Origin of the sequence: Gimesia alba (assembly GCF_007744675.1) — a bacterium.
In the GTDB taxonomy this organism is placed as follows: Bacteria; Planctomycetota; Planctomycetia; order Planctomycetales; family Planctomycetaceae; genus Gimesia; species Gimesia alba.
Map to the genome: position 1 here is coordinate 6,261,073 of NZ_CP036269.1, position 23,844 is coordinate 6,284,916.

Annotated in this window: 19 protein-coding genes; 10 read left to right on the plus strand and 9 right to left on the minus strand. The window is 51.8% G+C overall.

The window, feature by feature from the left end:
• The first annotated feature begins 13 nt into the window (after positions 1-13).
• Entirely contained in the window at positions 14-1,231 is a 1,218-nt protein-coding gene (locus Pan241w_RS23230) for a mandelate racemase/muconate lactonizing enzyme family protein (RefSeq protein WP_145220436.1), read from the plus strand.
• A gap of 17 nt (positions 1,232-1,248) precedes the next feature.
• Here the strand turns inward: Pan241w_RS23230 and Pan241w_RS23235 are convergent, their stop codons facing one another.
• Positions 1,249-2,946: a formate--tetrahydrofolate ligase gene (locus Pan241w_RS23235; RefSeq protein WP_145220438.1), complete on the minus strand. Its 1,698-nt coding sequence runs from the start codon at positions 2,944-2,946 to the stop codon at positions 1,249-1,251.
• A gap of 233 nt (positions 2,947-3,179) precedes the next feature.
• Here Pan241w_RS23235 and Pan241w_RS23240 point away from each other — a divergent pair, with 233 nt between their 5' ends.
• Positions 3,180-4,145, plus strand: coding sequence for a mannonate dehydratase (locus tag Pan241w_RS23240; protein WP_145220440.1), 966 nt, complete (start codon positions 3,180-3,182; stop codon positions 4,143-4,145).
• Between the two features lie 266 nt (positions 4,146-4,411).
• Positions 4,412-4,795 carry a hypothetical protein gene (locus tag Pan241w_RS23245; RefSeq protein WP_145220442.1) on the plus strand — a complete coding sequence of 128 codons (384 nt, stop codon included), beginning with the start codon at positions 4,412-4,414 and terminating at the stop codon, positions 4,793-4,795.
• A gap of 189 nt (positions 4,796-4,984) precedes the next feature.
• On the opposite strand, the gene Pan241w_RS23250 is transcribed toward Pan241w_RS23245, so the two are convergent.
• Entirely contained in the window at positions 4,985-6,292 is a 1,308-nt protein-coding gene (locus tag Pan241w_RS23250; protein WP_145220444.1) for a Gfo/Idh/MocA family protein, read from the minus strand.
• Between the two features lie 243 nt (positions 6,293-6,535).
• Entirely contained in the window at positions 6,536-8,260 is a 1,725-nt protein-coding gene (locus Pan241w_RS23255; RefSeq protein WP_145220446.1) for a hybrid sensor histidine kinase/response regulator, read from the minus strand.
• 413 nt (positions 8,261-8,673) lie between these two features.
• Here Pan241w_RS23255 and Pan241w_RS23260 point away from each other — a divergent pair, with 413 nt between their 5' ends.
• From Pan241w_RS23260 to Pan241w_RS23280, 5 genes are all read left to right on the plus strand, one after another.
• A complete protein-coding gene (locus Pan241w_RS23260; protein ID WP_145220448.1) occupies positions 8,674-9,570 on the plus strand; it encodes a diacylglycerol/lipid kinase family protein in 897 nt (298 codons plus the stop codon).
• A gap of 47 nt (positions 9,571-9,617) precedes the next feature.
• Positions 9,618-10,484 (plus strand): 3-deoxy-8-phosphooctulonate synthase, encoded by an 867-nt coding sequence (kdsA, locus tag Pan241w_RS23265; protein ID WP_145220450.1) that lies wholly within the window; start codon positions 9,618-9,620, stop codon positions 10,482-10,484.
• 132 nt (positions 10,485-10,616) lie between these two features.
• Positions 10,617-12,299: a hypothetical protein gene (locus Pan241w_RS23270; RefSeq protein ID WP_145220451.1), complete on the plus strand. Its 1,683-nt coding sequence runs from the start codon at positions 10,617-10,619 to the stop codon at positions 12,297-12,299.
• 37 nt (positions 12,300-12,336) lie between these two features.
• On the plus strand, positions 12,337-13,377 hold the full coding sequence (locus Pan241w_RS23275; RefSeq protein WP_145220453.1) for a bile acid:sodium symporter family protein: 1,041 nt from the start codon (positions 12,337-12,339) through the stop codon (positions 13,375-13,377).
• Between the two features lie 114 nt (positions 13,378-13,491).
• Positions 13,492-14,685: a hypothetical protein gene (locus Pan241w_RS23280; protein ID WP_145220455.1), complete on the plus strand. Its 1,194-nt coding sequence runs from the start codon at positions 13,492-13,494 to the stop codon at positions 14,683-14,685.
• A 30-nt stretch (positions 14,686-14,715) separates the two neighbouring features.
• On the opposite strand, the gene Pan241w_RS23285 is transcribed toward Pan241w_RS23280, so the two are convergent.
• Positions 14,716-15,333, minus strand: a complete 618-nt coding sequence (locus Pan241w_RS23285) for a helix-turn-helix domain-containing protein (RefSeq protein WP_145220456.1) — start codon at positions 15,331-15,333, stop codon at positions 14,716-14,718.
• A gap of 131 nt (positions 15,334-15,464) precedes the next feature.
• Between Pan241w_RS23285 and tdh the strand changes: the two genes are divergently transcribed.
• Together tdh and Pan241w_RS23295 are read left to right on the plus strand one after the other, a co-directional pair.
• Entirely contained in the window at positions 15,465-16,496 is a 1,032-nt protein-coding gene (gene tdh / locus Pan241w_RS23290; RefSeq protein ID WP_145220458.1) for an L-threonine 3-dehydrogenase, read from the plus strand.
• Between the two features lie 55 nt (positions 16,497-16,551).
• Positions 16,552-17,736, plus strand: a complete 1,185-nt coding sequence (locus tag Pan241w_RS23295; protein WP_145220460.1) for a glycine C-acetyltransferase — start codon at positions 16,552-16,554, stop codon at positions 17,734-17,736.
• Positions 17,737-18,005: 269 nt separating this feature from the next.
• Here Pan241w_RS23295 and Pan241w_RS23300 read toward each other — a convergent pair whose 3' ends face one another.
• The 5 genes from Pan241w_RS23300 to Pan241w_RS23320 form a co-directional block, all read right to left on the minus strand.
• On the minus strand, positions 18,006-18,881 hold the full coding sequence (locus Pan241w_RS23300; protein WP_145220462.1) for a hypothetical protein: 876 nt from the start codon (positions 18,879-18,881) through the stop codon (positions 18,006-18,008).
• A complete protein-coding gene (locus tag Pan241w_RS23305; protein WP_145220464.1) occupies positions 18,878-19,534 on the minus strand; it encodes a MotA/TolQ/ExbB proton channel family protein in 657 nt (218 codons plus the stop codon). The genes Pan241w_RS23300 and Pan241w_RS23305 overlap by 4 nt, the downstream gene beginning before the upstream one ends.
• A 260-nt stretch (positions 19,535-19,794) precedes the next feature.
• Positions 19,795-21,003, minus strand: coding sequence for a 2,3-bisphosphoglycerate-independent phosphoglycerate mutase (locus Pan241w_RS23310; protein ID WP_145220466.1), 1,209 nt, complete (start codon positions 21,001-21,003; stop codon positions 19,795-19,797).
• 130 nt (positions 21,004-21,133) lie between these two features.
• On the minus strand, positions 21,134-22,483 hold the full coding sequence (locus tag Pan241w_RS23315) for a glycosyltransferase family 4 protein (protein ID WP_145220468.1): 1,350 nt from the start codon (positions 22,481-22,483) through the stop codon (positions 21,134-21,136).
• A 31-nt stretch (positions 22,484-22,514) separates the two neighbouring features.
• Positions 22,515-23,258: a type 1 glutamine amidotransferase gene (locus Pan241w_RS23320; protein ID WP_145220470.1), complete on the minus strand. Its 744-nt coding sequence runs from the start codon at positions 23,256-23,258 to the stop codon at positions 22,515-22,517.
• Between the last annotated feature and the right edge of the window lie 586 nt (positions 23,259-23,844).

Sequence of the window (23,844 nt, forward strand, 5' to 3'; positions counted from 1 at the left end):
AAAAGGAAATCCCATGCAGATCACAAAAATCGAAACTTCGATTGCGGAATCGATCATGCCCGGTCTGCTGCTGGTGCGGATTCATACCAGCGAAGGAATTGTCGGTTGCGGCGAAACCTATTACGCGCCGCATGCGGTCGCCGCGATGATTCACGACTGGATGTCGCATTATCTGATGGGGAAGAACCCGCTCGATATCGAAGCGCACTGGCGATTTCTGTATGAACGTGCCACGAACTTTGGTTCGCGGGGAACCGAACTGCGGGCGATTTCCGCCATTGATCTGGCGCTGTGGGACATCTTCGGACAAGTGACGTCCCAGCCGGTGTGGCAGTTACTGGGGGGCTGCGTGCAGGAATCGATCCGCACATACAACAGTTGTGGCGGCCCCTCGTATGGTGGCACGAGTGATTTAGAAAGCAAACACACGTGGCCCGGCCATGGCCGTGTGGGAAATCAGGGACCGCTCAACGATTACTGGTCCGCCGTCAATTCACCAGTTGCGCTGGCGGAATCGTTGATTGCGGAAGGTTATCAGGCTCTCAAAGTCTGGACGCTCGATTTTGCTGCTCACAAAACGAATGGGCCGTTGCATATTACCCATAAGGATATCACGCAGGCACTGGAGCCCTTTCGGAAAATTCGCGAAACACTGGGTAATAATATCGAACTGATTATCGACGGTCACGGATTTTTTCAACTCGCCCCGGCACTGCGGATCGCCAAACGGCTGCGGGAATATGACATTCTCTGGGCTGAAGATCTGCTGCGCGTGGATTGCGTCGATACGTTGAGTGATTTTCGTGATAAAGCGGAGATTCCGCTGGCGGTCAGTGAAATGTTTAACGGCCCCGATGACTATCGGCTGGCACTCGAAAAGCGGGCCGCTGATTTCGTGATGATTGATCCGACGTGGGTCGGCGGAATCTCTCAAACCAGAAATATCACACGGCTGGCACAGTTTTATAACATTCCCGTTGTGATGCATGACTGCACGGGACCGCTGACGCTGCTTTCGGGCGTGCATGTGGCGGCGTGTTCGAATAATGTGGCCTGGCAGGAAAGCCTGCGGGCGCACTTGCGAATTTTGTACCCGCAGTTGATCGACACACAAATCCAGGTGGACGACGGTCGGATTGTGATTCCCCAAACGCCGGGACTGGGTGTGGCCTGGTTGCCGGAACTTTTCGAGCCGGGGGAAAACCAGTATCGTATTACGGAACTCGCCTAGTCGGCTCTCAAGAACGTTTACTGCAACCCGGTGATGTTTCCCTGTTCGTCGATGTCGATGCGTAATGCCGCCGGTTCGGAAGGGAGACCGGGCATCGTACGAATTTCGCCGCATAAGGCATACAGAAACCCGGCACCGGCAGAGAGTTTCAAATCGCGTACAGGAAACGTGAAACCTTGAGGTCGTCCTAATAACTTCGGATCGTGCGAAAGCGAATATTGGGTTTTCGCGATGCAGACCGGCAGCCTGCCATAACCGAGTTGTTCGTATTCCTGAATGCGCCGCTGGGCCTTGGGATCATATTCGACGGATGCAGCACCATAAATTTTGGTGGCGATCGTTTCGATTTTGTCTGCGATCGACATTTCGAGCGGATAGAGATATTGAAACTGATTCGGCTGGCCAGCCGCTTTCACGACGGCTTCAGCCAGTGCGATTGAGCCTTGTCCGCCTCGTGCAAATGCGTCGGTCACGACGGCCGCAGAGGCGCCTTGCTCCAGGGCAATCTGCTGAATTTCTGAGAGTTCCTTCTGTCTGTCATTGGGAAAGGCGTTGATGGCCACGACAGTGGGGAGACCGTACTGGCGAATGATATCAAGGTGTGCTTTCAAATTCACGGCACCAGCGCGAATTGCATCGAGATTTTCTTCCAGGAGCGCGGGGGGCAAGGGTTTGCCCGGACGGACTTCAAACAGACCACTCTGCAGCTTCAATGCCCGTGCCGTACAGACCAGAACTTCGGCGTCGGGCTGGAGACTGCTGGTACGGCACTTGATATCGAAAAACTTTTCCGCGCCACAGTCGGCACCAAAGCCGCTTTCCGTTACCACATAATCGGCCAGACGGACGGCAATTTTGTCTGCGACGATGGAACTGTTGCCGTGTGCGATATTTCCAAAAGGCCCCGTGTGTACGAGAAACGGGGTCTGCTCACAACTTTGCACCAGATTCGGTCGAATCGCATCGACGAGCAGTGCCGCCAATGCACCGGCGCAGCCTAACGTTTCTACCGTGACCGGCTGCTTTTCATAAGTCATGCCGACCACAATCCGACCCAGTCGCTGTCTGAGATCTGCCAGATCAGTAGCCAAAGCGAGAATCGCCATGACTTCGGAAGCGGCAGAGAGTTCGAATCCGGTTTCGCGCAAGGGCGCCTGAGGTACCTGATCCAGACCTGTGATGACATGCGCCAAACCGCGATCGCATAAATCCAGGACGCGTTTCCAGGTGATCGTCGCGGGATTGATTTGCGGCGACTTTTTTCGTTTGAGATGATTATCTATGATGCTCGCCAGCAGATTGGTTGCTGCGGTTACTGCGTGCATGTCGCCGGTGAAGTGCAGGTTGATGTCGGCCTGCGGCTCCAGAGTACACTTTCCCCCACCGGCGCCGCCCCCTTTGATGCCGAATACCGGTGCTAACGAAGGCTCGCGCAGTGTGCCGATGGTGGTGTGGCCCAGTTGAGACAAGGCCATCGCCAGGCCGATCGTGGTGACGGTTTTGCCTTCGCCCAACGGGGTCGGGTTGATCGCGGTTACGCCGATGTATTTCGCCTGGGGGCGATCGTCGAGTCGTTCGGCGAGCCCGTGAACCAGTTTGGCTTTATAGCGGCCATAAGGCTCATAATCGTTGCGGCTCAGCCCCAGTTGTTCCGCGATGGCGTCGATTTTCTGCAATCCTGGATCACCGGTGACAGATTGACTTGGTTGATTCATGAGCGGCTTCCTGAGAGTATCTCGTCTGGTCGGTTCAAATCAGCGTACTATGAGGAAAATCGACTTTTCAAGTGAGTGAACTTCGAATTCTTTCCAGCAGTCATTGTGAAATTCAAAATAAATGTCCAGAATTTAAGGGTAAAAGCGCTTTCCTGCCAGCAGCTGCAGGAATCGGGGTCAATGCGGCCGCGAATGCGTTACCGATGAATGAAGAAGAGGGAAAGAAACCAGCCATGCAACTGACATCTGTCGTGACGCCGTTCACCGATGAGAACCTGCGGTTACTTGCGCAAATTGGTGTGACGCATGTGACAATTCGCTACCCGGGCAGGGGACTGGATCGACTGGAAGCGACGAAAGCACAAGTTGAGTCGTGCGGACTACAGATCGCTGCCATTGAAGGGTATCTGCCGATCGAAAATATCAAGCTGGGCAATGAACACTTCGATGCTGAGATCGAGGAGATGCGGGAACTACTTTCAAATATGCAGACCGTCAGCATCCCGTATGTCTGTTACAACTTTATGGCGGGGACGGACTGGGTACGGACCAAGCTGGATGCGCACGAACGGGGCGGCGCTCTGGTAACCGGCTTTGATATCGATCAGGCAGAACAGGCGGTTTCGCTGTCGGAAACGACACGTGAGAAAACCGCAACTACGATCACAGCTGATGAACTCTGGATGAATCTGGAGCGTTTTCTGACGGAGTTAGTTCCCGTGGCGGAAGCGTGCGGCGTCACATTGGCGATGCACCCCGATGATCCACCCCTCGATTCTTTTATGGGCAAAGCACGGATCATGAACTCGGTGGAAGGTTTTGAACGACTGGTGCAGCTGGTGCCGAGCCCGGCGAATGCGATCTGTTTCTGTCAGGGAACATTTGCGGAGATGGGCGTGGATATTCCAGCTACGATTCAGCGACTGGGCTCCCATATCAAGTATGTGCATTTCCGTGATATCCAAGGCAACCGCGAACGGTTTGTGGAAACATTTCACGACAATGGACCGACCGATATGTATGCTGCGGTCAAAGCATATCAACAAATTGGCTTTACCGGCCCGATCCGCCCCGATCATGTGCCTCAACTGGTGGGAGAGGAAGCGGGAGAACCCGGCTACACAATGCTGGGCCGGTTGCATGCGTTTGGATATCTACAGGGGCTGATTGAGGCAGTTCAGAAAAATCGAAATACGTGAAAACCTTTTCACATCACCGTCCACTGATTTGTTTGCGAGAAAAATTCAAATTGACTGGTGGAGGTTGGTCTGATTCCCTGTATAATCGCTCAGAGCAGAACAACTTACCCAGTTATATTGAATTCAAACTGAGAACTCGCAGGATGTGAGGGGATCTGTCAGAAATTGGCTGACCAACGGGCAGGAAGCATGCACAATCGCGGGTGTGTTGCACGTGTCTGCATCTTTACTCGAACAAGAAATTTCTCTGATCAGGAGTCAGTCTCATGCGTATCCGAATGTTATTCGCTGCAGCCGCCATCGTTGCCTGTTGCACTATGTTGCCTCAAACTTCCGAAGCCGGGAAACGGGTGACTTATTACAGTTCGCCGTTTCCTTATGTGGGTCCCGCGCCCGTGTATGCCGTTCCCGCTCCCGTCAATACGGCTTACTACGTGCCTGCGATGACCGCGTATTACGCGCCGGCGTTAGTGCCGGCACCTGTGGTTCCCGCTCCCGTTTACTATCAGCCGGCTCCCGTTTATGTACAGCCAGTAACGACCTACTATGCACCGGCGACCACTTATTATGCTCCCGGTAAAGTGGTTTATAAAACACGCGGACCCCGTTTCCTCGCGCCGAATTATAAAACGGTTGTAAAATACCGATAAGCAATCCATGACATGTAGGGGGCGAGCCATGTCTCGCCCCGACGTTTCAGGTACAGAAAAAGGGTAAGGTTTCTTGAACTGGAAACCTTACCCTTTTTTCAACAGTTGTTTCTGTCTTATCTCACTGTTGGGCAAGCCAACAGTGCCACACATTATCAGTTTTCATGCGTTGTGATTGGTGTGATCAGACTACAGTGTCCAGCCTTTGCGGTATTCGCGCTGGATGTACTGAGCGGCTTCGGGGACGTTGGTTACTTTGAGGTTATCGGCGTCCCATTCGAGTTTCTTCTGACCGACGCGATACGAAACATTGCCCAGAAGAACCGTTTCGGTTAGCGGACCGGCATAACCGAAGTTGCTGCCAGTCGGAGTGCCATTGCGAATGGCATCCAGCCATTCGATGTGGTGTGTCTGAGGTCGGGTCAGATAAGGTTCAACCGGTTTGGCTTCTTTGCCGGCTTCCATGAAGACTTTATTGGTGCCGTAGTCGGCGAGCAAACGACCGTCTTCCCCTTCAAACAGGACGGCACTGTTTTTCTCGTAGAGTTCGGCACCTTTGGGCTTCCAGCCGCCGTGATACCAGGTCATGTGCACGGGGGGCAGATCATCGCGTTCGGCGAAATCGTAATCGACGCGCATCTGACTGGGGCAATCGTTTTCGCCGCCGTGTCCTTTTTCACCGACGCCGACGATTGTTTTGGGATACTTCAGCTTCAAGGCCCAGAAGGGGAGGTCCATGTAATGGCAACCGAAGTCACCTAACTGACCATTACCAAAATCCCACCAGTAGCGCCAGTTGAAGTGGAAGCTCGTTTCATTATAAGGGCGGAAGGGCGCAGGTCCGATCCACTGATCGTAGTTGACGTAGGCAGGGGGATGATTTTCCTTGGACCGCTTACCCTCAATTCGTACGCCCCCGCCGACCCAGACATGGACACGGCGGACAGGGCCGATAACTCCAGACTGAACCATTTCCACCACCTTGCGGTAGTTGTCGCTGGCGTGAATCTGATTACCCATCTGGGTGGGGACCCCGGCTTTGGCAGCCAGATCGGTGAGCACACGTGCTTCGTAGACAGAATGGGTTAACGGTTTTTCACAGTAGACGGGCAAGCCTTTGCGGAGCGCCATCGCGGCTGCGGGTGCGTGCATGTGATCGGGAGTGCTGACCAGCACGCCATCCAAGTCTTCCCGGTCCAGGGCTTTACGATAATCATCGTAGGTATCAGCGTGCGGGAATTCTTTGGACGCTTTATCCAGACGATGCGCGTCGATGTCGCAGAGTGCCACGAAGTTTTCTGACTTGGTGCCGGTGATATTGGAGTACGCCCGGGCGGCGACACCAATCGTCGCCAGATTCAATTTTTCATTGGGGCTTTTCCTTTTCGGAGCGGCTGCGAGCGATTCCAGAGGCAGGGCGTTGGTGAAGGCGGGAACGGCGGTTCCGGCGATCAATGCTTTCTTGAGAAACTCACGGCGGTCAACTGAATTTGACATGGAAATTCTCCTTGGGTGGGTAATCCGGGGTGCATGTGGAATCGATCGGGAACTCACCTGACCAGCAACGGGGGCTTGATAAAAGCAAATGGCTCCCATTGAAATGCAGGTGAAAGCAGTTGTCAGCGATAATATATTAACGTTTTTTAATATATCGCATGGAAAAACGGAAATCGAGCCTATTGTGATGAAAGGTAGGAAATTTCAATGTGAGAGGAACTGGCTGAAATGAAGCAGGGGATGTCAGTTGGAGGTTTCGGAGGTCAGGTCTTCCGAAATGCTGACTGCTTTTTCGACGCCGGTCACCAACTGATCGAGGCGGAAGGGTTTGTAGAGCACACATTTGAGGCCGAGCTGGCGTGCTTTTACGATCGAGTGCGTGGGGTCATAACCGAAGCCGGTCATCAGAATGACCGGCAGGTGCTCATGAATTTCCCGGATCTGGGCGAAGCATTCATACCCGTTCATATCGGGCAGTCGAATATCGGCGATGACCACATCGTAGTGAAAACTACGGACCATCAGAAATGCTTCTTCTCCGTCATGGGCGGTTTCCACTTCACACCCAAGTCGACCAAGGAGTTCGTGAGCGGCCCGTCTGACGGAGGCATCACTGTCAACGACCAGAATCCGTTTGTTGAGCAACTTGGGATTCACCTGTCTCATCGTGGGCACTTTATGATGATGGGGCGTCTGGGGAGCAATTTCGTCTCCCACCTGTTGAATCAGTTGCTTAATATGGCGAGTGTCTTTAAGGATACGCTGCAATCGCTCGCACACATTAGGCTCGTGACCAATATACCGCTCCAGAATCCAGGCAGTATCGTTGAGGATCTCATCGACGGGGTCGACGACCCCACGCATAATTAATTCTGTACTGGCAGACGCCGTGGTTAATTTTTCGACGACCAGTAATTCAAGAGTATTTAACGCAATCGCGACTTCACGACTGAATAATTCCAAAAAATGCAGATCATTTTCATCAAAGGCCCCGGCATGCGGACTTTCCACATTGAATGTACCAAGGACTTCATCGTGTAGATTCAGGGGCACGGTCAGCGAACTATGGGCATCCGGCGCCCCCGTCATATACAGCGGGTCGTGTGCGGTATCTTCACACAGGTAACTTTTCCCCGTCGCCGCCACAAAGCCAGTCACACCGTTTCCTTCGGGCTCTGCATACAGGGTCCGGTTAGCCGCCACCTGTTCCATGCCCACTGCCAGTAGCACATCCAGACGATTTGTGGCTTTATCGAGAATGCGAATTTCAACGGTTTCGAATTCCAGCAAATCCTGTGTGTAGTGCAGGATTTTGGCTTTTAATAATTCGACTCGATCTTCAACGGTCATCTCGAAGATCTCTTCTGGTGAGAGATCTCCCAGTTCCAGCCCTGCCTGATAAATGGCATTCAGTTTTTGTCGCTGCAGAACTTCATCGGAGATGTCTCGCACACTGGCGACCAGGTAGGCTGGTTCCTGTTCTTCTTCAGTACTGGTCAGAACCGGCATCACTTCCACATCGTAGTAGCTCTTATCGCCGACACGTAAACCACTCTTCGCGATCTTACCTGTGGAAAACGCGGTATGAAACGGGCTAAAGTCCGGCCCTAAAATTTCGGGGGCTCCAAAGGCGTCATAGAACGAAGAGCCAATCAGCGATGTTTCCTGACCACAAAGTGTAGCGAGTTGATGATTCGACCAGACAATCCGCAGGTCGGCATCCAGAACAACTACCGCGTGAGGTAAAAACTCAAGTAGCGTCCCAGACTGAATTAAGGCCAGGGGTAAGACTCCGGGAGAGGCCGGCACGATCAAAGCCGAGACATTTCCCTGATCAAATTCGGCAATCCCTTCCGCCAGATTTTCCGGGGTCACGACCAGATAATCGTCTGTTGAGAACTGTTCTCGCAGCTCAGATGTCTGGTCGTCAGCGGGCCCACAGAAGAGAATTTTTTGCGGATTGGTCACTACGAAATCGGCCTTTGTCCACCAGGACAGTTGATGCTTGACTTAAAACGGTATCATCAAACCAAGATACCCGTTGTTTCCGCGAAATTTCAATGAGCACGAAAATTCATTGAGAAACAAGTCGTATCAATCTTTTATTACGTATTTCTACGGACGAATGATAGAATACCTACCCAGCTTTTGTGCTTTTTCGCTAAAATACTACTTTACACGCAAACTGTAATCATATCGTACCTATGAAATCGGCTTTCTGTCAGTCAAAATTAAGATCCAACACAAGGAATCTTCAATTTTCCCCAATTTCTGATCCATTTTGAATACTTTTTCTCAAGTTTCTACGCCTGTTCTCAATATCGGTAATTCATCCTACATCTCGGATTCCTTTCAGCATTGACACACGAGAAGACCGCATCATGTCTACGCCCTGGGTCGCCATTCAACGAAACCCGATTTCCGGAACGGGAAAACGGGCCTCACTGCTGATGGATTTAATCTTCCAATTGAAGCAGAACGGGATTCGTCCGCGGCTGTTCTCCAACCGGGACCGCATGCAGAAGCATTTGTCAGCACGTTCCGCGGAAGACCAGCCGGTGTGTGTTGTTGCAGCGGGCGGAGATGGAACGGTTCAAGACGTCGTAAACCGTTATCCCGACCACAAGATCGCCATTCTGCCTCTAGGGACAGAAAATCTACTGGCCCGTTATTTCGGCATTGAAAAATCTGGTCAGTTTGTCGCGGACATGATCGCCAGAGGTTGTACGCGGGAGATTGATCTCTGCGAATTGAATCAGCGTAAGTTCGTTCTGATGGCCAGCATCGGCTTTGACGCGGCGGTTGTAGAAACGTTGACCCACAACCGCACCGGTAATATTTCTCACTTGAGCTATCTGAAACCGATCTGGAAAACGCTGTGCGCTTATCCATTTGAGCCGTTGCAGATTACGACCGCTGAGAGCGAGCAGGAAATCACCGCCTATCATGCGATTGTGGTGAACATTCCCGCGTATGGATTGAATTTGAACTTTGCGCCGCATGCGAACGACCATGACGGGCTGCTCGATTTGATTCTCCTGCGGAAAAAAGGGATCTGGAGTATGCTCAAATATGTGTTGCGAATTATCAGGGGGACGCACCTTGATATCAGAAGCGTGCAAAGGTTACAGGCAAAACAGATCCGGATTCATTCGGCTCAGCCGGTTCCGATTCAGACCGACGGCGACGCTTCCGGATCGACACCGGTTGAGATCAAAGTCATTCCTACGGCGGCCCGGTTTATTGTCCCTTGCTCATCACTGCCGAATGATCAATAATTCACCCCTGATGATCGTCTCTTAACACAGCAGGAAAGGATTCACCCGTGCCTCAAAACCCCGTCACGATTGGTAACGTTCAATGTGGTACCAATCTCCCTCTCGTCTTTATTGCCGGCCCGTGTGTGATCGAAAGTGAAGAACTGGTCCTGACCACTGCGAAGCAACTGGCGGAAATTGCGTCGAAAGAAAACCTGCCGCTCATTTTCAAATGCAGTTTCGACAAAGCTAACCGTACCAGCGTCGACAGTTTCCGGGGGCCGGGTCTCGACAAAGGCCTGGCAATCCTGGCCAAGGTCAAACAGGAAACGGGGCTGGAAGTCACCACGGATATTCATGAACCGTCCCAGGCTGCGCCTGCTGCCGAGGTGTGCCGGATTCTGCAGATCCCGGCCTTCCTGGCACGGCAGACCGATCTGCTGGAGGAAGCCTCAAAAGCGGCATTGAAACATGGGGGAGTGGTCAATATTAAAAAGCCACAATTCGTAGCACCGGAAGACTGCATTCACGCGGTCAAGAAATGTGAAGCGTTCGGGCTGGACCAGCTGATGCTGACCGAGCGGGGAACCACCTTCGGCTATGGACGTCTGGTGAATGACATGCGGTGTATTCCCATTATGCACGGTATGGGAACCCCGGTGATTTTTGATGCCACTCACAGTGTACAGACGCCGGGTGGGAAATCGACGGGCGGACAACGGGAGATGATCCCGTTTCTTGCGAGAGCGGCTGTCGCCTGTGGTTGTGACGGCATTTTCGCGGAAACTCATCCCGACCCGTCTCAGGCACTCAGTGATGGGCCGAATATGCTGCCGCTGAGTGAATTTTCCCAATTTGCGGTTCAATTACAGAAATTCCGCACACTGGTTAATGAAATCGGGCAACCCACTGACATTCCATCTGGTTCAAAATAGGTTATAGTATAAAACAGGAATGCTTTCCGACTGTTGATCTGAAGTTCTTCAGAGAGTCTGACCCGATTATTCAATGCCGCATTGCCATCCCTCCCCGGTGGGAATGTATAGTATGACGAAGCCACGATTGATATGACTTTAGCCAATATTCCACGTACTCTGAAATTTACCCTGTCCGTTTTGCTGGGCGTCTGCTTCGTCGGACTGCTGTTAGCTATTCCCAGCTGTAAAAAACCGGCTGCACCACCCGCTAAAAAAGCAAAATCGGGAGCGAAATCGCAAACCTCTGAATCAGAGTCGGGTGATCCAGACTGCCATAGTTACATTGACAATGCAATGAGCATGCTGGAACCGGAACGTCTGGGAATCAGTTCGGATCTGGACAGTCCTGTGGGGCTGTTGAATCAGTGGACCTTTCAATGTGGCAACTTTGACAGCAAGCCTCCCGTACTGACAGATTCTCAGAAGCCCTTTTTCAAAAAATATCTGAGCGAAGCGCAGCTGGCCAAGATGGACCTCACGCGTTTTACCAGGCTAGACGGAAAATTCATTCGAGATTCACAGCTTTTTAACGGGATGATGAAAGCCGCGATTGAAGGGAAGAGCAATGATCGGGAACGTGCGACGTCTGCCTTTTATTATTGCATGAATAATCTCGCGCTCGTCCCGAATGAGAAAAACGCACTGCCGCTTTCGCCTTATGAATTCTGTATTTTTGGAATTGGTACTCCCGAGCAACGTGCCTGGGTTTATATCAGCGTGATGCGTCAGTTACGCATTGATGCGGTGCTGTTGCGCCCCACAAAACCGGCTCCTTACAAGCTGCTGATCGGAGTACTGATTGATGAAAGCGTTTACCTGTTTGATCCGGTGCTAGGACTGCCGATCCCTGCCAAAGAGCAACCCGCGGATATGATCCTGATTACCAACCCGGCGTCGCTGGCGGACGTGTATCAATCTCCGGAAATACTGATAGACTTCTACGGCGAGGAAGCGAAAAATCGTTTTTCAGCAGAGGAACTGAAATCGGCAGAAGTCGTGATTATGGGCAGAAGCAGTGAATGGTCTGCTCGGATGCGACGACTCGAAGATTCACTGTCCCGCAAACAGACGTTCGTTCTGTTTCGCAACCTCGATCCGTTTGAAGGGGACCCGGGTTTTATCAGTCACATTCAAACAATTGGCAAAGGGATTCTGAAAGAGGCGACGATTAAAGTTTCTGAATTTCCCGATGCGCAAATGAATGCGAGTGAAGCGGTTGCAGGCGAACAAGCCAAGAAAATCTCGGAAATGAAATTGCCATTTCGAGCGCCGGTTCCCTTTGACGTGAATGCCCGAGTGGAAAAACCAGGTGGCTTATTTGAAGTCAAGTGGGGGGCTCCAACTAAGAAATTATTGAAAACTAGAACCACACAATTGATGGGAAATCAACAGGCGGCAATTCAGAGTTATGTCACCACACGACTGGAAGCGGCGTTCCCCAGCGACTTGATCGTCCCTCAGGAAACCCGGTTGATGCACCTGATGGCGGCGCAACAGGCTGCCTATTTCCTGTCCTTAGGACAGTACATTTTAGGAGAAGATGCGTCGGCAGCGCGCTCTTTTAACGATTACTTGAGAATCTATGCACGCGTCGATCCAGACCGCACGTTAGCAGCCATGTATCTGATGGCCATCAGCGACGCAAAAGCCGGCAAACTATCCAGTGCCATTTTATTTGTCGCGGAGAATAAACCCCCTGAAGCCCTCAAACCGGCGTTCCCTTATCTGGAAAAACGCTGGCGCGCCATTCGCGAAAAAGCCTCTACGAAATAAACGCCTTCGCGGCATTACTTCAACCGAAATCTGTGACATGCTTGCCTTCTTCCGTCGCCGCTGGTTTTTATTGTGTATCACACTGGTCATTATCTTTGGCGTCTATTCTGGCCATCAGGGATCTGAAGAAGTGCTGTCTGAACTGAAACAGTTCATTCGTCCTTCCTGGCTGACCGCAATCGTGTTATTTCTGATGTCGCTCAGTCTGAACTCAGAGCACCTGCTGACGTCCATTCGCAAACCCGCTCCACTGATGCTTTCACTGGCGACGAATATCGTTCTGCTTCCGTTAATCGCCTGGGCGCTGCTGCCATTGCAGTTGACGCCCGATTTTCAGGTGGGGCTGATCATCATGGCGTGCGTCCCGTGCACGTTATGCGGTGCCTCAGTCTGGACGCGCCGGGCCGGAGGCAACGACGGAATTTCCTTAATGGTCACCATGATCACCAATGGCGCCTGCTTTTTAACGGTGCCGTTCTGGATTTTGTTGATCACGTCACGTGAAATTGAATTTGATCGTGTCGCAATGGTGACGAAACTGTTCTACGCCGCCATGCTGCCAGTCGTGATCGGACAAATCCTGCGACTCAACCCGCGGGTTAAACTGTTCGCCGACGGGATCACCTCGAAGCTGGGAACTGTAGCTTTAGTGTTTGTATTGTTTATGGTCTTGCTCGCAGCAGTTCAGACAGGGCATGGCATCAAAACGTCCGAAGTCGGCATCTCATTCGCCGCGGTTGCGATTGTCTGGATCAGTTGCATTGTGGTCCATGTCAGCGGTTTCGTTTCCAACATGCTGCTGGGCAAAGCGTTTCAGTTTCATCCACGCGACCGGATCGCCAGTGCGATTGCCGGCAGTCAGAAAACGCTGCCGATCGCGGTGTTCGTCGCCACCGATGCCTCGATGTTCGGCGACGCGGGAATTCCCTCGGCCGTCTTTCCACTATTGATGTTCCACACATCCCAGTTCTTCATCGACACAATCCTGGCCGACCGGCACCGCGAAAAATACGCCATGATTGAAGAAGACATGTTGCCGGCGGTGGAAGAACAACCGGTTTCTGCCTGTGAACAGTAGCGTAGAGTTAACCCGAGCGCTATTTGCTATTCCCCACATGCTGTATTTGTAATAACCTGATGCGCGCTGTTTGCGAGAGTACGAATTCAAACATTTGTAGAGGGAACGATTCTGATGCAGCAGGACCCCGGGTTCACATTGAATGGCACACGCGTACTTTTGTTTTTCGTTTGCTTTACTCTCCTGCTTTTCTTCATTGGCAAAAACGAACTGCGCTGCCAGGAAGTTAAGCACAAGGGCAAAGTCGTCATTCAGGAATTGGACGCTTTTGTCAAAGAGCTGGAGCGCATTCGCGACCAATATCGGGAACAAGATCGATTTCCTCAAAATGCGTTTGTGGAAGGTGTGATCAACCCGGGCAATCGTAAGTTTACGCTTGTGACGCGCGACGGAAAAATGCGACTCGATATCGAGAAATTTATTTTTTCAGGATTCAACAAAAAACCAGAACGGCGCACCATAATTAATTTGCATGATGGCCAGAACTTTTACGTGCTCAATAAAAACACCATCGTGATCAGTAATCCAGATCTGAATTATTTAGACTGGCGGTCTGATTCTACGAATGAAGTTCATCAGTTTTACATGCCCGACCTGTATGATATCGAACCGGTGGATGACATCAGACCGGTGGATGAATATTGTGACAGTCTTCTACAGATCATTCGCGCCGATCCCGTCAATAAAGAAAAATTGATCAAAGCCATTGCTTCCGGTCAGGTTATTCTACATATCACAAAGGATGGTCCGCTGCATACCGTCGAAGTATGCGGACCGATGGCCGATGACGGATCGGGGCGAATCGATAGCCGTCGGATCGTTCTGGATGAGCGTTATGGCTATTTACCAGTTCAGTCTCTTCGAATTGAAATGCCAGCCCCAGGTGCCTCTGCATGGAAAAAAACGTATCAGATTCAAACTCAGTACCAGGAAGTCGCTCCCGGAATTTACTTTCTGTCCCAGGGGAGGTCTGAATATGACTACCATAATCCTAAGATTGACAATGTAGAAAAAGAATCAGATTCTTATTCCTACGCTACCATCGTCAAGAAATCAGAGACTGGTACTGAAATCAACAAGCGGACAATACACTCCCGCACCGACATCAAGATTACCAAAGTGAAAAGGGGCAATTTCGAAATTGCGGAAGACTATTTTGATCCGAAGTCACTCAAGATCAATCCTGGGATCCATGTCTCCGACCGGCGCGCTCGGCCACCTCTTAGCTACACTTACAGTGAAAGCCACCTGGACGTGAAAAATCTGAATGACACTCTTTGGAACAAGCGCTCCATCCTGGCAAGATAAACACTGCTGCAGCGCGTCTGAGTTCGATTTTCAGTTCTGATAAATCACAACCAGAAAGATGACGGCTTCGCCGCGTCCGGCGTTGCTGATCGAGTGAGGCACGTCGACGCGATAGCTGGCGGAGTCTCCCGGGCCGAGCAGTGTGCTGTCGTCGCCTGACTGCAGTTCGATCTTTCCCTTTTCGACGGTCAGGAATTCACGCGTGCCTTTGAAGTGTGGTGCGCTGTTCAATTTACCGCCGGTGTGTAACAGTACCTCATAAAATTCGACATCCTTTTCCAAATGCAAGGGGGACAGCGTACGAATGCGGCACTCGGCATCGGAACGGTAATGAAAGGTCCGATCATCGGCGCGGATGACTTCAATCGAGGATGTGGAAATCGGTGCTTCCACCAGTTCACCCAGTGCGATCCCGAAGGCCTGCGAGATGCGAACGGTGACCGCCAGCGTCGGATTCGCTTCGCCCCGTTCGATCTGACTGAGCATCGAGCGGCTCACGCCACAAGCAGCTGAGAGAGAATCGAGTGACCAGCCACGTTCTTTGCGCAACGCGCGGACACGCTGCGAAAGCTGGCCGGAGATTTCATCGGGAGAAAGCTCTGAGGCAGTGTTGGAGACACTTTGTTTTCTGGCGGGATGGGTCGGCATATCTTTTTCCAATATAATGGAACACATCTCTTGCAAAACGGAATTACGTTTTCTATTATAGTGGATAATGAGACAATATAAAGGATTCTCAGTTCTGAACCCTCTCATTTTTTCGGGGATTGATTCGCATCATGAAAGCATTGGTCAAAAAAGAGTCAAAGCCGGGACTTTGGCTGGAAGAGGTTCCTGTTCCGACGATCGGGATCAATGATGTGCTGATCAAAGTCGACCGTACGGGCATCTGCGGCACCGACGTTCACATTTATAAATGGGACGACTGGGCACAGAAAACGATTCCGGTGCCGATGGTGGTCGGCCATGAATTTGTCGGCGAAATCGTGGAAGTCGGTTCCAATGTCGCCGACTACACGCCCGGTGAAATTGTGAGCGGCGAAGGGCACGTGGTTTGTGGCCGCTGTCGCAACTGCTTTGCCGGCCGGCGGCATCTGTGTGCCCATACCAAAGGGGTCGGCGTCAATCGCCCCGGCGCATTCGCCGAATATATCTCGCTGCCGATGACCAATATCTGGCACCATGATGAATCGATCGACCGCGACGTGGCTTCGATTTTTGATCCGTTCGGCAACGCCGTCCATACGGCGCTGTCGTTTCCGGTGTTGGGGGAAGACGTTTTAATCACCGGAGCCGGTCCGATTGGTGTGATGGCGGCAGCCGTCGTCCGCCATGCAGGAGCACGGCATGTTGTCGTCACCGATGTGAATCCGTATCGACTGGATCTGGCACTCAAGATGGGGGCGACCGTCGCATTGGATGTCCGCGCGAAAACAATTGCGGACGTACAAAAAGAGTTGGGAATGACCGAAGGCTTTGATGTCGGTCTGGAAATGTCGGGGAACCCGCAGGCCTTTCGTGACATGCTGGACAACATGTGTCACGGCGGCAAGATCGCCATGCTCGGCATCCCGGAGAAGGAAATCGCCATCGACTGGAACATCGTGGTATTCAACATGCTGACCATCAAAGGCATCTACGGTCGAGAAATGTATGAAACCTGGTATAAAATGACAGTGATGCTGCAGAGCGGCCTCGATATCAGTCCGGTGATTACACACCGATTCCATGCCAGCGATTTTGAAAAGGGATTTGAAGTCATGATGACTGGTAAATCGGGCAAAGTGATTCTGGACTGGAACAACATTTAACAAACGCGCGATTTTCAACGACTCAATCGCAATCAAATCGAACAGGACTTGTCTCATGTATGGATCGTTCAAACAGGAACTGGAAAAAACGCTGGCCTCGATTCGTGAAGAGGGTTTATATAAATCCGAACGCATCATCACCACGCCACAGGATGCGCATATTCGCGTTGCCGAGGGCGAACCCGTTCTCAATATGTGCGCCAATAATTATCTCGGCCTGGCAGAACATCCCGAAGTGATCGCCGCCGCCCATGCGGGCCTGGATCGTTGGGGCTACGGGCTGTCTTCCGTCCGGTTTATTTGCGGGACGCAGTCGATTCATAAGGAACTCGAAAGCAAACTCAGTTCGTTTCTGGGAACCGAAGACACGATTCTGTATACGTCCTGTTTCGATGCAAACGGAGGTCTGTTTGAAACGCTGCTGACCGCGGAAGACGCCATTATTTCGGACGAATTGAATCATGCCAGCATTATCGATGGCGTGCGGTTATGCAAAGCGCAGCGGTTTCGTTACAAAAATAACAACATGCAGGACCTGGAAGAACAGCTCAAAGCAGCCGCGTCCGCCCGGTTCCGCATGATCGCAACAGACGGCGTGTTTTCGATGGACGGTTATATTGCCAATCTGCCGGCCATCTGTGATCTTGCCGATAAATACGATGCGCTGGTGATGGTCGACGATTCTCACGCGGTCGGCTTTATGGGCGAACACGGAAAAGGGACTCCTGAATTTCACGACGTGATCGAACGCATTGATATCCTGACGGGGACGCTGGGTAAAGCACTGGGCGGTGCCAGCGGAGGTTATACCAGTGGTCGCAAAGAGATCATTGAACTCTTGCGACAACGTTCGCGGCCTTATCTGTTCTCGAACTCCGTCGCCCCATCGATTGTAACCGCGTCAATCAAAGCCATCGACCTGTTGACCGAGTCCACAACTCTGCGCGACAAACTGGAAGCGAACACAAAGCATTTCCGCACCGGGATTTCGCAGGTCGGCTTCGATGTGCTGCCGGGCGAACATCCCATTGTACCCATCATGCTGGGCGATGCCGCTCTGGCGGCGAAGGTCGCGGATGCTTTGCTGCAGAAAGGCGTGTATGTCATCGGCTTCTCGTTCCCCGTCGTACCGAAAGGCAAAGCACGGATTCGAACGCAGATCTCCGCCGCGCATTCAATTGAAGACCTGGACTTTGCGATTGAGAAATTCAAAGAGGTGAAACAGGATCTGGGGATTTAGCGCTGATGCCAGTTCGTGCTTCTTAATTCAAATTGGCATTTGCATATAATAACGAACCGGGTCCAGGTAGCGTTTCTTAATTTGAATGCCTCTTTGCAAATGGAAGAAACCGGGGCTAACGCCCTTCGGCTAATAAGTCATTCTGGTTAGGAAATCACCAAAAACCGGATCAGCCGCACGACGTTAGCAGCGGTTAATACCGATTTGAGTTCGATTATGATCCTGAGAATCACATTGAAGCCCAATAAATTAACGCGATCTGGTAAGATTCAGTTCGTCACTTCCGGTTTCTCGGGCGCGAAGCCCATCACCGCGTATTCGTAGCGGGTGCGGCCGCTGCTGTCGGCTCGCATGCGTTCGGCGACCAGCGGTAACCCCTGCGTGGCGGCAAAGCGGACGGACGCCTTGGCGTCTCCATAGGAAAAGAGAATGATCACCAGACTCTTGGGTTGCGGGACCGTTTTATAGAAGGAATAGACGCGATCCACGAACTCCTCTGGCGAGTCGGCTCGGAAGTCGATCGTCTGCTTTCCGATTTTCAAACGAAAGACGCCGTTCTCCGTCAGATACAGTTCCCAGATATCGCTGCGTTTGGTCAATTCGTCGTAGGTCAGAAAATGCTTGATCACATCTTCAGCGCGCGCTCCCGCGAGGTCCTGCAGCTGTTTTCGGATCTGTTCGATCTTGGCTTTGGTCTGCTCCGAATCGGGATCGGATTTGGATTTGAGCAGAGGATCTACCAGCGAATCGGGCAGTTGAAACAGCTCCTGAACCAGTTCGCCTACCCGGTTGCGTTGTTCCTGCGCTACTTTGAGTTGTTCCGACAGTTCCTGATTCTTTTTTTCTGAGAGCTGCTGCATGGTTCGCATGCGTTGTTCCAGTTCAGCCGCTGCCTGTTTTGATTGCTCTGCTTTACGTGCCACTTGTGCATTCTGTTCGGCTAAAGCGATGCTCTTCTGCTGTGCAGCGTCACTGAGTTCTGAGTATTTTTTCGCTTTCGACTCAGCCTGTTCAATCTGCTGTTCTGCCCGCTGTTCGATGCGGGCCGTCGTTTCCTGCGTATCCATGAATTGCGCAAAGATCACGATTAATAACAGATCGAGCAGAGGCGTGAGTTGAAATGTGAGGCGGCGTCGGCTGATCATTCGGATGCGGCGCCTCCCGATGCCAGAGCGAGTTCGCGTTTGGCCCGCACGACGGTGTCGCGGACATGCTGACGGTTTTCCACCAGTCCCAGAAATGAGGTTTCCAGAATACTGTTGAGAAACATAAGCAGAATGGCGGCGGCCAGCCCGGCAAACGTAGACCAGATCGCGTCGCCAAAATGGCTGACGATGGAACTGATAGTACCGGCGGTTTCCGCGCCCGTATTCAACTGCAGAGCAGCCCCCATCGCCAGAATCGTTCCCAGAACGCCGGCCAGCGGATACGCTTCAATCATCGTACGACAGATGTTGTAGCAGGTTTCGAAAAAATGCGAATTCAGATAACGACGTTTTTCATCGAGAATATGCACCCGCTCCGAAAGAATCTTCCGGTCTGCCGGGTTGGCTTTGGGGTCGAGCGTTTCATTGACGTCTGCCAGAAAGGCTTCGATCTGATCGGAAAGATGTCCTGAGGAATCGAGCAGGCTGCGATGTTTGAGGCCACGTGTGAAATCATCGAGTGACGAAGCGATGCCTTTTAAATCGCGGCGGGACCAGACCCAGAGCACAAAGAAAAAAAACAGATGCGCCCCACACGCTGCGATGATCACAAAGGTGGAGAGTCCTGATAACTGGCTTAAATACTGTGACATCAATTGGTTCCAGACTGGTGAATCGTTTCTGTGTTCTCAAATTTTAGCTCGTTTTGATCCTCAACGCAAAACGAAAGTCTCAATCAGACAAACGGCTCTAACACAAGGATCGATCACCGTCCCCTGCGTTCCTTGATGTTTCCTGCAGAGAAACAACGGCAGATCCGGGTGAGTCCAATCACAACGAATATAACGAAAAAGGATGCAAGACCTGCATGGAAGTCTTGCATCCCTGACTGAATTGAATCAGCGTTCAAGCTTTACGCACCATATTTTTCCAGACGGCCGGCGTGAGCCATGATCATCGACATCAGGTACTTGGCTTCGAACTGGCCTAAGCCCCCCTGAATGCACTCTGCTTCGCCAAAACTCTGGCAGGCGTCGAACCGGGCATTTTCAGCCGACAACAACAAGGGCACAGGATGCCAGCTGTGTGCTTTCATTTTGGAGGGAGTACTATGATCGCCGGTGACAACCAGCACATCCGGCTTCAACGCATTGATGCGGGGAATGCACGTGTCAACTTCTTCCGTCTTCGCGACCTTCGCGGCGAAGTTGCCGTCTTCACCAGTGGAGTCGGTGTACTTGTAATGCACGAAAAAGAAATCGTAGTCGTCCCAGATTTTTTCCAGGCAGTCCATCTGTGACTCCAGTGTCTGACCAGCGTCCTGTACATCCATGCTGACCAGACGGGCCAGTCCGCGATACATGGGATAGACGGCAATCGCAGCGGCACGGGTGCCGTAGACTTCTTCGAACGTCGGGATCTCCGGCATCTTGGCAATGCCACGCATCGTCAACAGGTTCGCGGGATGATCGTCTTTCAAAATGACGGCGGCCTGATTCAGAAATTCTTTACAGATTTCCGCGGTCTTTTGAGAGGCTTCATTCTGCCCCACGGGTTCAATCGGGGGAACTCCGGTTCTCTGCGGGTCGGTGTCGTGGATGTCTCCGCCGAGCCCCTTAGCACGCAGTACGATCACCAGCCGGTATTCTTTGACGTGACGGACAAAGACTTCGACGCCGGGAATTTCGATTTTGTCGAGCTTTTCGCAGAGGGCGGCACCAATTTCACTGGCGATACGGCCTGCACGGCGGTCGGTAATATTTCCCTGGTCATCCAGCGAACAAAAGTTGCCGCGAATGGCGACGTCATCGGGGCCTAATTCGAAATCGATACCCAGTGCTTCCAGTACGCCGCGACCGATGTTGAACTGCAGGGGATCATAGCCGAACAGTCCCAGGTGACCGGGTCCGCTGCCGGGAGTGATGCCGGGCAGAACGGGAATGCTGCGTCCCAAGGTTCCTTTGCGGGCGAGCTCATCCAGGTTGGGAGTGTTGGCTGTTTCCAATTCGGTTTTTCCGCCCGGTTCCTGTGGCAGACCGCCCAATCCATCAGAGACTAAGAGAACAATCTTGGAATCATTCTTTTTCTGCAGCTGTTTCATTAACGCGTGAAGGTCTGGCATCGAAATCTAAACACCTTATGATAAACGTTTTACATTGATTCGTTCGGTTGACAATGGCGAACACATTTCCGTCGCTTGCGCTATAACATACCGCAATCCGACCACATTGTTAAGCAGGACGACGCGACATTCAAGGCTCGGGCGTCAATTGCGGTTCGTTCTGCGCAAAACCGGAGTTTTCGACCACCTGCTGGAAAAACTGCAGGCTTTCCTCAGCCATCAATTCCGCGCTATAGAACTGACGAACACGTTCGTAGCCCTGTTGCGCCAGTTTCCTGCGATAGTCTTTGTCCTGATACAGCTTCTCCCACGCATCAGCGAGTGCCTGTGGATCGCCGGGAGGCACCAGCAGGCCCCCTTCGGTCTTCTCGATGAGTTCCGGAAACGCACCGTGTGCGGGCTGGACAACGGGCACACCATTGGCCATCGCTTCCAGCACAAACAGCCCCTTGGGTTCATGATAATCGGTTGGAACCGACAGCACTGAAAGACTCTTGTAGAAGGCGACTTTCTCTTCCCGCGTATCGGGACTGCCCCAGTATTGATACGCCTCATTCAGGGCAGCAAGCGGCTGTGTGGTTTCCTGAAAATAGGCTTCGCTTTCTTTCCCTAAAAACCCGCCCACACACAGGCGGCTGTCGGGATATTTTTTGTGAAACAGTTCAAACGCCTGTACCACGTTGTGGAGCCCTTTTTCTTTACAGATCCGGGCGAAGAAACCGATCGTAAAGGGTTCATGCTGACTCTCATTCGGCGTTCCGTCGTGGCCTTTGAGATCGATACCAAGCAGCATTTTCTGAAAATGATCCACGGGTAAATCAAGATACTTCGACATAAAGTCCCGGTAGTAATCGCTGTGAACCAGCACGCCGTCCAGCTGTTGTACGTTCTGACGAATCAGTTCCAGAGAGCGGCCGCGATACGGTTCGCCCAGCTCTTCCAGAAAGACATCGTCGCCTTGCAGGACACAATACACGGGACCCTGAAAATGCTGTTTGATGGTTTTGATCGTGCCCGACAGCAACGCATTGCTCAGGCAGACCACATCCGGCTTCAGTTGATCTCCGACGAACTGCGCCAGCTCTTCGATTTCCATCAGTTCCGGACCCTGTTCCCCTTCCAACAGGGTGACTGTCAGCGCGCCCAGTTCGTGAGCATCGTTGCTGACACCAAAACTGGTCGCCAGATTGATGATCCAGGGCGTATTCAGCCAGTGCTTCATGAAGCGAGGCAACCGCCGCCAGAGTCGGGAACGATAATTCAGATAGACATTGATGCCCCCCAGAAAGACGGGCGAACCGGTCATGTTCTGTTCATCGACGCGGATCGGCGTGTAGGTGGGAATCAGGGTCGCCTCGGCTCCCTGGTTGATCATCGCCCGGGTCCAGGTATTATCATGCATGCAGGCACCACAAAACATCCCGGCTCCCCCCGAGGTGATAATGGCGACGTGCAATTTTTTACTGGATGGTTCTGGCATAATGTGTGCCTGCTGGTAGCTTGCGGGAGGGTCAGGTTTGATTCAAATTCAGAGGCGCAATTTGTTCAACAAAGCGTTTTAATAAAGCAGTGGTTTCTGGAGTATCATGAATCGAATGGCGAAATTCTTCCAGCGAAAGTCCAGCGATTTTTTCGACATACTCGGGATAGGTATTCAGCCGCCCGAGGAATGAATCACGATCCAGTTCCGGATGAAACTGAGTGCAATAAATCGGACGGTCCAGAAATCGATACGCCTGATTTTCCACCCGATCGGTTGACGCCAGCAGCTCCGTACCCGGCGGCAGTTCGATCACTGTATCTTCATGTCCCATCAGACCTTGCAGCACGGCTCCTGAAGGACCAAATACCGGATCTGCTTTGCCGACTTCGGTGAGGGCAACATGATGCACGCCGATTTCGGCTCGATTGATATCGTGAACCACCTGTCCGCCCATCGCCCGGGCCATGGCCTGAAATCCCCAGCAAGACGCAAATGTCGGCTTGCGCGAATCATGCACGACCCGCAGACTTTCCAGAGCCACATCCAGCCAGCGTCCTTCGCCGGCAGCAGAATAGTGGCCGCTGCCCCCGATCAAAATGACATCCGACTTGACCAGATCCGTTTCCAGAAGGGGGCCGCCTAAAAGATCAAAGACCGCGATTTGACTGACATTCGCAGCCAGCGCTTTGGCAAAGCAGTTCACTTCCTGACCACGCATCGGATCATCGGAATTGCGAACCTGTAATAAGAGATAACGAATTTGTTGAAACATCGAGAGCCCGTTTAATTCCTACAAGCCTGAAGAGAGCAGCCTTATTTTCACCCGTATCATGCCAGTGCTCATAAAAGCACTGGCAAACACAGTGCATTGACGCGGAGCGAAGCACATCATGATTGTTTTATAGTACAGATCCCACTCTGGAATTGTAGTCATACACCCCCGAATCCAAAGTTTCGCCTTGCTTCAGGACCATTATAGCGTGTTCCAGGTCCTTTGAGCGAACCATCGACACTTGGAGATCACTCTAATTTGCAGGAAAGTGATCTGAAACTGTAGAAAACAGTTCACTATCCCTACAAGCCGAAATGGACAGAAATTCAATTACAATTTTTACGAAGATTTCATTTAGTATTTACATATGACTTGACAATTTGGGCCTTTACAAAGATAGTATCCCTTACTGAATTTGTTTTTATCTCATGCGTCATCTCCCGAGAGGATTATCAGTTTTCCTTTTTTTTAACCTCTTCGATGCATGAATTATCCGCGCCAGTCAGCTCGTCTTGACTGGCGTTTTTTTGTACTTCCCTCTCTCACTGGAGTATAATTCAGTTCGGTCAACCCATTCTCTTTACAG